The 13312-nt window shown below is 41.6% G+C and carries 11 protein-coding genes; 7 read left to right on the plus strand and 4 right to left on the minus strand.

The genetic code is table 11. The annotated features are described in order from the left end of the window. Positions 1-24 precede the first annotated feature (24 nt). The 5 genes from hemF to BUC17_RS00670 all read left to right on the plus strand — a co-directional run bounded on the left by hemF (position 25) and on the right by BUC17_RS00670 (position 3889). Positions 25-927, plus strand: coding sequence for an oxygen-dependent coproporphyrinogen oxidase (gene hemF / locus BUC17_RS00650; protein ID WP_073360402.1), 903 nt, complete (start codon positions 25-27; stop codon positions 925-927). A gap of 183 nt (positions 928-1110) precedes the next feature. Then, complete coding sequence (hemB, locus tag BUC17_RS00655; RefSeq protein ID WP_073360404.1) at positions 1111-2109, plus strand: porphobilinogen synthase; 999 nt, start codon at positions 1111-1113, stop codon at positions 2107-2109. 59 nt (positions 2110-2168) lie between these two features. Next, positions 2169-2591, plus strand: a complete 423-nt coding sequence (locus BUC17_RS00660) for a c-type cytochrome (RefSeq protein WP_073360407.1) — start codon at positions 2169-2171, stop codon at positions 2589-2591. 71 nt (positions 2592-2662) lie between these two features. Further along, the gene (locus BUC17_RS00665; RefSeq protein WP_073361166.1) at positions 2663-3133 is read left to right on the plus strand and encodes a methylated-DNA--[protein]-cysteine S-methyltransferase; all 471 of its coding nucleotides are present in this window, start codon (positions 2663-2665) and stop codon (positions 3131-3133) included. A gap of 42 nt (positions 3134-3175) precedes the next feature. Next, entirely contained in the window at positions 3176-3889 is a 714-nt protein-coding gene (locus tag BUC17_RS00670; RefSeq protein ID WP_073360409.1) for a 3'-5' exonuclease, read from the plus strand. Between the two features lie 51 nt (positions 3890-3940). On the opposite strand, the gene BUC17_RS00675 is transcribed toward BUC17_RS00670, so the two are convergent. Continuing rightward, complete coding sequence (locus BUC17_RS00675) at positions 3941-6871, minus strand: S8 family serine peptidase (RefSeq protein WP_073360411.1); 2931 nt, start codon at positions 6869-6871, stop codon at positions 3941-3943. A gap of 182 nt (positions 6872-7053) precedes the next feature. On the opposite strand from BUC17_RS00675, the gene BUC17_RS00680 reads away from it, so the two are divergent. Both BUC17_RS00680 and BUC17_RS00685 read left to right on the plus strand, forming a co-directional pair. Next, a complete protein-coding gene (locus BUC17_RS00680) occupies positions 7054-8499 on the plus strand; it encodes a nucleoside recognition domain-containing protein (RefSeq protein ID WP_073360413.1) in 1446 nt (481 codons plus the stop codon). Between the two features lie 122 nt (positions 8500-8621). Next, positions 8622-10229 (plus strand): fumarate hydratase, encoded by a 1608-nt coding sequence (locus tag BUC17_RS00685; RefSeq protein ID WP_073360415.1) that lies wholly within the window; start codon positions 8622-8624, stop codon positions 10227-10229. A 103-nt stretch (positions 10230-10332) separates the two neighbouring features. Here BUC17_RS00685 and BUC17_RS00690 read toward each other — a convergent pair whose 3' ends face one another. The 3 genes from BUC17_RS00690 to BUC17_RS00700 all read right to left on the minus strand — a co-directional run bounded on the left by BUC17_RS00690 (position 10333) and on the right by BUC17_RS00700 (position 13217). Next, the gene (locus tag BUC17_RS00690; RefSeq protein WP_073360417.1) at positions 10333-11448 is read right to left on the minus strand and encodes an ATP-binding protein; all 1116 of its coding nucleotides are present in this window, start codon (positions 11446-11448) and stop codon (positions 10333-10335) included. 125 nt (positions 11449-11573) lie between these two features. Then, on the minus strand, positions 11574-12737 hold the full coding sequence (locus tag BUC17_RS00695) for a class I SAM-dependent rRNA methyltransferase (protein ID WP_073360418.1): 1164 nt from the start codon (positions 12735-12737) through the stop codon (positions 11574-11576). A 111-nt stretch (positions 12738-12848) separates the two neighbouring features. Then, the gene (locus BUC17_RS00700) at positions 12849-13217 is read right to left on the minus strand and encodes a four helix bundle protein (RefSeq protein ID WP_073360420.1); all 369 of its coding nucleotides are present in this window, start codon (positions 13215-13217) and stop codon (positions 12849-12851) included. Between the last annotated feature and the right edge of the window lie 95 nt (positions 13218-13312).

A 13312-nucleotide genomic window follows, 5' to 3' on the forward strand; every position in this document is an offset into this window, starting at 1 on the left:
CAGCGACTGAAAACTAAAAATTTTATGAAGGAAAAATTTCTATCCTATATCCATAATCTACAAGATCAGATTTGTTCGGGTCTCGAAGCCATTGACGGTGCTGCCAAATTTCGAGAAGATCTTTGGGACCGACCCGAAGGTGGCGGCGGTCGAACACGCGTAATCGAGAACGGTCAGGTTTTTGAAAAAGGCGGCGTGAATATTTCGGCGGTTCATGGCAAATTACCCGATTCCATGCAGCAACTATTCAAGGTAGGTGAAGCCGATTTTTTTGCTTGTGGCTTGAGTTTGGTGATTCACCCCAAAAATCCAATGGTGCCAACCGTACATGCCAACTGGCGCTATTTTGAAATGTATGATGCCCAAGGAGAAGTCATGCAGAGTTGGTTCGGCGGCGGACAAGATTTAACACCCTATTATTTGTTTGATGAAGATGCGATTCATTTTCATCAAACGTGTAAAACCGCCTGTGATGCGCACGACCCTTCATTTTATCCCAAATACAAAAAACAATGTGATGCCTATTTTTGGAATACACATCGCAAAGAAGCCCGTGGCGTCGGCGGTTTGTTTTTTGATTATTTAAAAGCTGACGAACAGCATACCATGAACGATTGGTATGATTTTGTTACCGAAGTCGGGAACAGTTTCTTGCAAGCGTATGTTCCTATCGTTGAACGTAGAAAAGACTTGTCCTATTCAGCGGCACAACGTACATGGCAGGAAATTCGCCGCGGCCGTTACGTCGAATTCAATTTGGTACACGATAAAGGCACGTTGTTCGGACTCAAAACCAACGGGCGGATAGAATCCATTTTAATGAGTTTACCTCCCCATGTTCAGTGGGTGTATGATCATCATCCCGAGCCAGGCAGCGAAGAAGCACGATTGTTGGAAGTTTTGGCGCAACCGGTGGAGTGGGTTTGAAGTGACTAGTGATTAGTGATTAGTGACTAGTGATTAGTGATTAGTGATTAGTGATTAGTGACTAGTAATTATTTATATTTAAAGAATTTATAGACGAACAAAGTAAAAGGTTAGTTACTAATTGCTGAAAGCTAATTGCTAATTACTGAAAGCTAATTGCTAACCGCTAAATACAAAAAAATTATGTTTCCATTACAAAGAGGTAGAAGATTACGTGTTAACGAGAGCATTCGCTCCTTAGTTCGCGAAACGACATTAAGTCCGGCCGACTTCATGTTCCCCATGTTTATTGCCGAAGGAGAAAACTACCGTTCGGAAATTCCCTCCATGCCGGGAATTTTTCGCCGTTCGTTAGATTTAACCGTGGAAGAAGTCAAAGAATTGTTTGCTTTGGGAATTCGTGCCGTAAATATCTATGTAAAAGTTGATGAAAGCTTGAAAGATAATACGGGAAAAGAAGCTTGGAACCCGGAAGGTTTGATGCAACGCGCCATTCGTGCCATAAAAGCGGCTTGTCCCGAGATGATTGTCATGCCCGATGTGGCTTTGGATCCGTATTCAATCTATGGTCACGATGGAATTATCAAAAACGGAGATATCGCCAACGACGAAACCAACGATGCTTTGGTGAAAATGGCCGTTTCACATGCCGAAGCGGGCGCCGATTTTGTGGCCCCCAGCGATATGATGGACGGTCGAGTGTTGCGTCTTCGACAAGGGTTGGATGCTGCTGGTTTTCATCATGTGGGTATTATGAGTTATTCCGCCAAATACGCTTCAGCGTTTTACGGACCTTTCCGCGATGCCTTGGATAGCGCTCCCAAAGAAGCCGATGTAGTAGTTCCCAAAGACAAAAAAACCTACCAAATGGATTATGCCAATCGCATTGAAGCCGTCAAAGAGGCCCTTTGGGATGTAGAAGAAGGCGCGGATATGGTGATGGTCAAACCCGGAATTGCCTACTTGGATATCGTGCGTGAAGTCAAAAATGCAGTAAATGTTCCCGTAACGGTTTTCCACGTTTCTGGGGAATATGCCATGATTAAAGCGGCTGCCGAACGCGGCTGGTTGGATCACGACAAGATTATGATGGAGCAATTGATGTGTATCAAACGGGCAGGAGCGAGTTTGATTTCGACCTATTTTGCCAAAGAAGCAGCGCTATTGTTGCATCGGCAATAGCGAATCCATTTTTTTCAAATTACAAAAATGAAATAGCTTTTCAGTGTAAAAAAATAACCATGAAAAAAATTTATGTGTTTTGCATGCTAACGCTTGCCAGCAGTATTATTTCTTGCGGTAGTGATCCAAAGAAAACCGACAACAATAGCCCTGAGGTCAATCCAGAAACGACGGTTGAAGAAACCAAAACAAAGGCTGATTTTCCCCTAGCGGAACAAGGCAAAGCGTTGTTTGAAGGAGAAGGGACTTGTGTAGCCTGTCATAAGTTAGATACCAAAGTGGTAGGTCCGAGTATTCAGGAAATTGTAGCCATTTATAAAGCTAAAAATGCCAGCATTGCTACTTTTTTGAACGAAGCATCCGAACCTATAGTCGACCCTTCGCAGTACAGCATCATGAAAGCTAATTTTGCCATAACCAAAAACATGAAACCCGAGCAACGGTTGGCGTTGGAGCAATACATGATGAGTTTGGCACCCTAAAATGAGGTAATAAACGTAACAAAAGCGAGAATTCCTTCTTCGTTTTTCCGTATTTTGTGGCCATGAGCGCAATTGAAACCGTTACAATGCCTACTCCATTAGGATTTGCCAAAATTTCAGGAAACTCCGAAGGTATTCAATCCGTTTGTATCATGGAAGAAGGTGAAGCGACAGCTGAAATTCCCACAATACTTTTGGAGGTGGTGCAACAACTTTCGGAGTATTTTGAAGGGAATCGAACCGAGTTTCAATTAAAACTGAATCCGAAAGGAACCGAATTTCAGCAAAAAGTTTGGAATGCTTTACTTCAAATTCCCTTTGGTAAGTCCATTTCCTACCAACAATTATCGTTGCAGTTGGGCGATCCCAAAGCGATTCGTGCCGTAGCTTCAGCCAACGGGAAAAATCCACTTTGGATTATCATTCCATGTCATCGCGTCATTGGTTCCAATGGCACTTTAACGGGTTATGCAGGAGGATTATGGCGAAAGAAATGGTTGCTGACCCATGAGCAAGGGGAATCTCAACAAAGTTTGTTTTAAAAATGCAAAAAATAATGTATCTTCGGTTAAAATTTATAAGCCATGTTAGACAAAATTAAATTAGAACACGTACTGTTTCTCGACATCGAGACCGTTCCACAAGAAGAATTTTTTACCCAAATGGATCCCGAAATGCAAACGCTTTGGGAGCAAAAAACCCAGTACCAGCGCAGGGATGAATTTTCCCCAGAAGCATTTTATGATCGGGCAGGTATTTGGGCCGAATTTGGAAAAATCGTGTGTATTTCTGTCGGGTATTTTCAAATCAAAGGCGACATTCGGAATTTTAGGGTGACTTCATTTTTTGGAGAAGAAAAAGAATTACTGCACGCCTTTAATAATTTGCTGAACAACCATTTTAGTGGACCGCAGTATGTATTATGTGGGCATAATAGCAAAGAATTTGACATTCCTTTTATTGCCCGTCGCATGATTATTAATGGGGTTTCGCTTTCGGGTAAATTGAATTTATTTGGAAAAAAACCATGGGAAATTCCGCATTTGGACACTATGGAATTATGGAAGTTTGGCGATTATAAGCATTATACGTCATTAAAGTTATTGTCCAAAATTTTAGGCATTCCCACCTCCAAAGACGACATCGATGGAAGTCAGGTGGGCGAAGTGTTCTACAAAGAAAAAGACATCGATCGCATCGTTACCTATTGTGAAAAAGACGTCGTGGCAGTAGCCCAAGTCTTACTTCGTTTTCGCAATGAGGATTTACTCATTCCTGAAGAAATATTACATGTATAAAAAAAGGATGTCTACAATTTAGACATCCTTCTATGATCGGTTTTTTTCAAATTATCGTTTAATGACAACACGTTGTGAAATAGTTCCTAAACTATTTTCGATACGTACTAAGTAAACGCCTTCCGACAAATGTTGCACATTCAAGCGCGCCAATTCATCATGGGTTTCTTTTTGTCCCACTTCGCGTCCTTGTAAATCGTAGAGACGAACTTGCGTGCGTTCCACACTGTTTGGAATCAATACGTTGATCAGGTCGTTGGTCGGGTTGGGGAATACGCGAACTTGAGCTAAACTAACTTCAGGAGTAGACAATGCTGGTGAAACACGACAAAGGTCGATACTGAAATTGTTTACTGTTCCCCCATCACCATTCCATGGGTCACTAATGTTTAATACCCATTCACCGTCGGCGGGTAAGGAGTTAAGAGCGCTCAAACTGTCAAACGGAGCCACCAAACCGGTGAGTGATGGATTTCCACTACACACGGGGTCATTTCCATCGTCATCATAGGTACAATCCATATTGTCATTATCGCCACATGCCTCGCGCATCAATACAATACTTGGACTACCAATAGAAGCAGGACCTTGTAAGGTAAGCGTCATGTCTTGAATGTACGTATGGGTAATATTTACGTTCACATTTATGTCGCCAATGGTGTAGCCTCCTGTAATGGTCAAGGGTACACTAGCACTTGAATTAGCCACCGAATCGATAAAGGCGTTAGAGTAATCAGTTGCTTCAAAGGATTGATCACAACTAATAACACCTGTATCAAAACTGAATACAGTTGCAGTTGCCGCTACGCCTGTGCCACAACGGTTGGAGGGAATAATTCGCCAAAAATAACGCGTTGATTGCTGTAAACCGGTCACCGTAAATCGGTTTAATGTGGTTGTTTCATTTACGGCTAATGTGCTAAAACTGCTGTCCGTAGAAGCTTGTACGGTATACGTTTCAGCATTGCTGTTGGCGTTCCAACGCAATACCGCTGAAGTCGATAATCCCGTTTGTCCGTTGGAAGGGCTATTTAACGTTAAGGGTTGTAAACTCGCATTAAAAATACGTAAGGTTTTAAAACGTGTTTCAGTCTCTGTTCCATTGTTTCCTGTAATTCCCACAAAGTATTCCCCTGGGGTTACATTGGCTAGGCCCGTTACGGTCATTGTAACTGTTCCAGAAGTATTTCGGCTTGGGGGATTAAAAGAGGCTGATGCACCTGCGGGCAATCCACTAGCTGAAAACGAGGTTGTTCCTCCGCCAGACTGCGTGTAATTGAAGGTATACGTCGCATTTTCATTGGCACACAACAATTGGTCACCACTGGTTGAATTGAGGGCAAATGTTGAACTTAATCCTGTGATGATTAGCGAATATTTTTGACTTCCTGTTACTAAAGTTCCTTTGTGCGAAATGGTAATGGTGTATTGTCCTGCAGCAGGTGTATCAATGCGAACCAACTCCACATTATCCACATCATTGTCACCCGTTCTTACCGCAGGATTGTTAGGATTTGGGGTCAATTTCCAAGGAAAGAATGTTGTTTCATTACGCGTGATACGAATATCCAAGTCGTTGACTAAAGCTTTGATGAATTCATTGGGCGTAGTACTTGTATTCATATTTCCGGGCAAATCGGTCCATGTTATAGAAGCGACCAAAGGCGTTGTTCCACTCGCATTTACAGTCATCGAAAACGTTTGGCCTTGGTTTAGATTTTCTTCCGACACCCAAGCGGTTAAGCCATTGCCGTTTAAGGTTTCAACCGCGCGTTTAGCATTGAGTAACCCCCAACCGAAAACAGCATCAGGACCTACATTACCCGCATCATCGGCCGTATGACAAGCCAACCCTTTCAAGGTAGACGCACGCATAAAGGTGTTGTATAAATTTTTATAGTGTTGTTGTAAAAGCAAAAGAGTTCCTGCCACATTTGGAGACGCCATAGAGGTGCCCGATAATGTTGAAACAGCACCATTACTTGCATTACTCGTAGAGGTTAAACCTGAACCATTTCCAGTTATATCCGGTTTAATACGGAAATCATCTGTAGGCCCTTGACTACTTGAGCTGTTAATTGTGATAGTGCCCGCAGCTCCTGTAGTAGCATTAACTGTTACATCCTCGCAATTCGCTACGACTAAATTATTTTTACAAGTTTTGTTTGTGGTTAATTTATCAAAACCAAAAAACAAAGGATCAGAATTTGCGTTTGAAGTACCTTCATTTCCAGCGGAGGCTACTTGAAGGTAGTAGGGCGCATTGTAGGCCACTTCATCCCATGCAAATGAATCGGTAATGTATGCACCCACAATCCATCCCGGAATTGCGTTCCCTCCAGAGGAAATAGGAACACCATAAGAATGATTGGAAACCAACATACCCAATTGAATCTCAGAAATTGCTTCACTAATATCATCGGTCCAGTTGAAGGTTCGCGCTGTTGCTGCGGGCGCCATCCCTTTCACACTTGCTGGATTGGCCGAAGCGACCATGGTTCCTGTCACGTGTGTAGCATGAAGAATCGTACTTCCTGCAGGATCATCAACCACAGTTACTCGGTTCCCAAAAGCATTGTGAGTCGTGCGAACACCACCCCCATCCCATACACGGGCTACCATAGTTTCACCATTTAAGTTTAAGCCCATGGCGCCTCCAGTGTGTAAGAAATTTGCACGTGTAGCACGAGCCGCTGCCACATTATCCGTGCTGAAATACATCGGATATCCATCTGGCGTAAGTTTCATTAATTCGGAAAACGATCCGTTGGGCCCTTCAATTGTTAAAGGCCAACCATTAATTTTTGCTACAGTAATCGCTTTCTCTTTTTCAGAAGCTTGAAGACGGCGGTAATATTCTTGTCGCTCTTTTAACTTATCCATGTTGTAAGTAGCCGTAATCGCAGCTACATCCTGGGGCGTTTGACCATATACATTAAGTCCACCAAGGAGGACAACCAGAGCAATGAAGGTTTTTTTCATAGCTAGAAGCATTTCAGTTTGTTGGTTAATTTCGGCAAATATAACAAACCTGCTAGTGTTTTAACATTAAACAAGTTGTATTATTTAATTATATATATGATTTTTTTAGCAAAAAGGAATCCATTGTACAGATATTTTTTTACATCAAAGATTTATCCGTATTTTGAAAAAAATTACAACACATGGTACTTAGTAGATTTTGGTTGACCATTTTTATAGCTTCCATAGCCTTTACTGTTTTTGCTCTTTTTTCGGGAGACACCTATACTATTGATTCCATTTTGAATGGTAAAAAAGACGATCCGATATTGATTTCTGAGCGGTACTTGAACGACACGCCTTCGTTCATTCGCGATAGCATCGAAAAAGCTCCCGAAAAAACCATAGTGATTGACCGAGATACTTTGAATCCAGATACAACCTATGTGTACAAAAGTAAAACCGTTAAACTCTATTCAGGAGTACAAAAATCGGATGGATTGCTACCCACGTGCAAAAACACGTTGATGGATATTATTCTGCCGTTGATTGCCTATTTGGCTTTTTTCTGCGGTCTTATGGAATTGCTCATTGTTTCTGGAGCCTCCGAGAAAATAGCAAAATGGCTCTCTCCTGTTTTTGCCAAAGTTTTCCCTTCCGTTCCCAAAAACCACGAGTCGATATCTTATATGACCTTGAATTTTGCCGCCAATTTCCTCGGACTCGATTCGGCTGCCACACCTTTTGGGTTGAAAGCCATGCAATCCTTGCAAGAAATTAATCCCGAAAAAGACAAAGCCAGTGACGCTCAAATCATGTTTATGTGTTTGCATGCGGCCGGACTTACCCTGATTCCTACCTCGATTATTGGCTATCGTGCCGCTCAAAACGCAACCAATCCCGCCGATGTGATGTTGCCGTGTATCATCACCTCTTTTATCGGTACTATTGCGGCGCTCATTATTGTGGGGATTCGCCAGCGCATCAACTTTTTCAGTGCGACGCTACTCGTTGCCATTATGTCTGTGGTGGCGGCGATTGTCGGACTTTTATTCTATATCAACGGTTTGGATTTGATTGGAAAAAGTTTCTTTACCGCCAATTTGTCCGGACTTATGTTGGTTGCCATTATTGGAGCCACGCTTATCTTTTCGTTTATTCATGAAAAAAAATTCACCGAAAAAGAGACCACCATTTTTGACGCCTTTGTCGAGGGTTCACGAAATGGAATCCAAACGGGGGTGAAAATTTTTCCTTATGTCCTTGCGATGTTGGTGGCTATTTCCTTCTTCCGAAATAGCGGTTTGTTTGAAATCATAAGCCGTTGGATTGCTATCGGATTTTCACAAATCGGGATTGCCAAAGACATTACCGATTCGCTTCCCGTGGCCATGCTGCGTCCGTTCAGTTCGGGCGGTTCCCGCGGATTTATGATTGATGCGATGCAAAACTTCGGTCCCGATTCGTTCACCGGTCGCTTGGTATGTATTTTCCAATGCAGCGCCGAAACTACCTTTTACGTGATTGCGGTGTACTTTGGCTCGGTCAATATTAAAAACACCCGCTACACCTTGGCAACCATGTTATTGGTAGATTTGATTTGTGTGGTTACCGCGATTATGGTGGCGAGTTGGTTTTTCGTACGATAATTCCAGTTCCAAAGCGGAATACGTCAAATTTAGAACCATGTTAAATTGAACATAATCCCGGGATTCAATAGGAAGCTTCAGCGCATTTTCGTACTTTTACCTTTCTAAAACACCAACACAAAATGGACTTTTTATACCAAGATCCGTATCCGATTTTAAAAGACGATACACCTTATAAAAAATTGACTTCCGATTATGTGAACGTCGAAAAATTGGGCGACCGTGAAATTCTTTCCGTCGATCCCAAAGGCTTAGAATTATTGGCAGAAGAAGCGATGAAAGACGTATCGTTTATGTTGCGTTCGTCGCATTTGCAAAAATTACGCAACATTATCGACGATCCCGAAGCTACCGACAACGACCGTTTCGTAGCTTATAACTTATTGCAAAATGCAGTAGTGGCCGTAAGCGGCGAATTGCCTTCGTGTCAAGATACAGGAACCGCGATTGTTATGGCCAAAAAAGGGGAAAATGTCTACACCGGTGCCGATGACGCTGAATGGCTTTCCCGTGGCATTTTCAACACCTACCAAAACCGCAACTTACGCTACTCTCAAATTGTGCCAATAACGATGTTTGAGGAGAAAAATTCAGGTTCCAACTTGCCCGCGCAAATCGATATTTATGCGAAAAAAGGAAGTTCGTACGAGTTTTTATTTTTAGCAAAAGGGGGTGGTTCGGCCAACAAAACCTTTTTATATCAAAAGACTAAATCGTTATTGAATGAAAAGTCGCTGGAAGAGTTTATCCGAGAAAAAATCATGGATCTGGGAACTTCCGCTTGTCCACCTTACCACTTGGCCATTGTCATTGGCGGAACTTCGGCTGAAGCCAATTTAGCCGCCGTGAAAAAAGCCTCTGCCGGCTATTACGATAATTTACCAACTTCGGGGAACATGGCCGGTCAAGCCTTCCGTGATTTGGAGTGGGAAGCCCGCGTGCAACAAATCTGTCAAGAGAGTTCCATCGGTGCTCAATTTGGTGGAAAATACTTAACCCATGATGTGCGTGTGATTCGTTTACCGCGCCACGCTGCTTCGTGTCCTGTGGGCATGGGCGTTTCGTGTTCGGCCGACCGAAATATCAAAGGAAAAATTACCAAAGACGGGATTTACCTAGAGCAATTAGAAAGCAATCCCGCGCAATATTTACCTGCAACAGCACCGCATTTGGAAGAACCGGTGGTAGTGAATTTGAACCGACCCATGAAAGAAGTTTTGGCCGAGTTGTCGCAATACCCCATCAAAACCCGCTTGAAATTAAACGGAACCTTGATTGTGGCCCGCGACATCGCCCACGCTAAAATCAAAGAATTGTTGGATGCCGGTCAGCCGATGCCCGAATATTTCAAAAACCATCCTGTTTATTATGCGGGTCCGGCGAAAACCCCACAAGGTATGCCATCGGGAAGTTTTGGTCCGACAACCGCAGGGCGCATGGATGTGTATGTGGAAGAATTCCAAAAACACGGCGGCAGCATGATCATGTTGGCCAAAGGAAACCGCGGCAAAGAAGTCATGAACGCTTGCAAAACCTACGGCGGCTTCTATTTGGGCTCCATTGGTGGTCCGGCGGCGATTCTTGCCAAAGAAAATATCCTATCCGTTGAGGTAGTTGATTTCGAAGAATTGGGCATGGAAGCCGTACGCAAAATCGAGGTCAAAGACTTCCCAGCATTCATCATTACCGATGATAAAGGAAACGATTTCTTTGCGGCATTGAGCCATTGATTTTAGAAAAAAGAGAAAAGAAACAAGAAGAAAGAAGCCTGTATATTGAAAAGATGTACAGGTTTTTTTTGGTGTAAATGTTTTGCAGACAGCGTAATAACTTTTACAGCAAGTATTCCCAAAAATTGTCGCGATGCACGACATGTGTATTTTTTGGGTGATATTTTTCAGTAAAAGACTTTGTGAATTTTACTTTTTTTAGGGGATTGAATTTTATTTCATAGGCGGAAATCTCATTTTCAATAATTTCGATAAAATCAATCTCTGCTTGCTGTGCGTTTCTCCAATAATGTGTTTTACCATAAAATCCATTGTATTTTAGCTGCTTCATTTTTTCACTAATAAAAAAGTTTTCAAACAAAGCGCCAACGTCTTGCCTGCTTTGCAATGGATTAAATTGACCGATGATAGCATTTCGTATGCCATTATCATAAAAATATATTTTTGGTTTTGCAGTGATTTCATTCCGTTGGTTTGTCGAAAAAGGATGCAATCTAAAGATGACATATACTTTTTCTAACAAATCAATATAATTCACAACAGTCATGCGATCTACGCCCAAGATTTTTGCCAATTCGTTGTAGGAAACCTCACTTCCGAGTTGTAAAGCCAATGCATTTAATAATTTTAATAGTAAATCAGGCTTTTTGATGTTAACCAATTCCAAGATGTCTTGATACAAATAACTGCTCGAAAGTTGCAGTAATATCTTTTGTTTGTTTTGCTCTGTAACTACTTCAGGATACATTCCGTAGATTAGAAATTCTTCTAATCGGGCATAAGCATTGGCAAATGTATAATGATTTCTAACTTCATTCCACGATAATGGAAACAGTTGATGTTCCCATTTTCTTCCCGTAAGGGGTTCATTTATTTGATTGCCCAAATCCAATGAAGACGACCCTGTAAGTATAAATTGCTTGTTTAATTTCGCATCAACTAACATTTTTATGGCCAAACCGACATTCTCAATTCGTTGCGCTTCATCAATGACAATGGTATCATAATCGTTTACCCATTGAAGTAAAAATTGGAAATTAGCTTGTGCAAATTGTAATCGTGTTTGTGGGTCATCACCATTTAAAAAAAGTGTTTTTTTCCCAGTAACGATTTTTTCAATCAGCGTCGTTTTTCCAACTTGTCGAGGGCCAACAACAACAATCACTTTTTTATAATTGTAATCGGCTACTATATTTTGAGTTAGCGTTCTTGATATCATACTACAAATGTAGTAAATTATGCTTTAAACCCTAAAAAATTATAAAATATTGCTAGCGCAACCCTAAAATCATATATTTTTATCTTTAAAATCGAATCGTAGTTGTGCCTAAGTAGTTGGGTTGTCTATTCGACATATAGTACCAATCCTTTTAAATAATGCCCTTCGGGATGGTAAATGTTGGTGGGGTGATCAGGACCTTGGGTGAGTTTGTGCAACACGCGAATGGTGCGTCCCGACTCGATAGCGGCGGCGGCAACGGTATTGTAAAACAACACATCGTCAATCACTTGCGAGCAAGAGAAGGTAAACAAAATGCCTTTGGGTGCTAGCGCTTTGAGTCCGGCCACATTCAAGCGTTTGTAGGCTTGCGTCGCGGTGTGTTTACTTTTAATACTTTTAGCAAAGGCCGGCGGATCCAAGACAATTACGTCGTAATGTTGGTGGTGACTGCGCATAAACTCAAAAACATCAGATGCAACTGCGGTATGGTTGGCTCCCGGAAAATTCAATTCCATATTTCGGGAAGCGAGATCCACCGCTTTTTGGGAAATATCGACAGAAGTAACCAATTCAGCGCCGGCTTCCATCGCATAGATAGAGAAACCGCCCGTATAGCAAAAGGTATTGAGTACTTTTTTGTCTTTGGAAAAAGAACCCAATAATTTACGGTTGTCGCGTTGGTCCAAGAAAAATCCGGTTTTCTGTCCTTCGACCCAGTTTACATGAAAGGAAATGCCGTTTTCTTGAGCGATAGTTTCGGGGGTATTCCCGAATAGGAAATAATCCGTTCCCGTTTGGGGTAAGGTACCGCTACTTTTGCAATAGATGGTTTCACAATGTTCGGGAAATGCCTGTTGGATGGCCTGTGCAATGGCTTCCATCGCTTGGAAAATTCCGGTGGAATGCGCTTGAATAACCCAATGGTTGTGGTAAAAATCGATGATGAGTCCGGGAATTCCATCGCCTTCGCCGTGAATCACACGAAAGGCATTGGTTTGGGTGAAATCCAAAATCTGTAATCGCATTGCCCATGCAGCTTGGAGTTTTTCTTTCCAAAAATCCGGAGTAAAAGGTTCGGCACCAAACGTGAGTAAGCGCACCGAGATACTGCCTTTATCACTGAAATAACCCGTGCCTAAATGTTCGTTGTGCGCATCGACTACATCCACGAGTTCGCCGTCGTTCAATTCTTGGGTTACACCATAAATCGCCCCGCTAAACACCCAAGGATGGCGGCGTTGAATGGATTTTTCTTTTCCTTTTTTTAAAATAACTTTTGGAAGCATAGTAATGTGTCAATTAGGCAATGAGACAATGTGTCAATTTAATTTGTCAATGTGAAAATCTGTCGATGTGCCAATTCCTTCAATTATTAATTGGCATACTAGCTAATTGCCTCATTGGCTCATCTTTTTGCTAGTTGAAATTATTTTATTTGTGATTTTTAAAATATCAAATACTTCAGACAATAATTCCTCTGTATTTGGATAGTTCTCCAATTCGTTGCAAAGAAATAACCAAAATTCAGTTTCATCTGCTTCTTTCATTGCAATTTTCATTTTATGGATAAAATCTGCTTTACTTTCAGAATTTTGGGCCTCTTTAATATTAGCACCAATAGAAGTTCCTGATTTTAGCAATTGGTTGGCAATTACATATTTTTTATTTTCTTCTAAAATGGTACAGTATTGGACTATTTTTTTTGCAAATCCAAATGATTTAAGAAGAATTAAATTCTCTTTGTATTTCTCTTGAAATGTTATCATGGCTTATATGTTTAATGTGTCAATGTGTCAATGAGGCAATGTGTCAATGAGGCAATGAGGCAATGTGCCGATGTGTCAATAAACTAATTGGTACA

It is taken from the genome of Flavobacterium fontis (genome assembly GCF_900129405.1).
GTDB lineage: Bacteria > Bacteroidota > Bacteroidia > Flavobacteriales > Flavobacteriaceae > Flavobacterium > Flavobacterium fontis.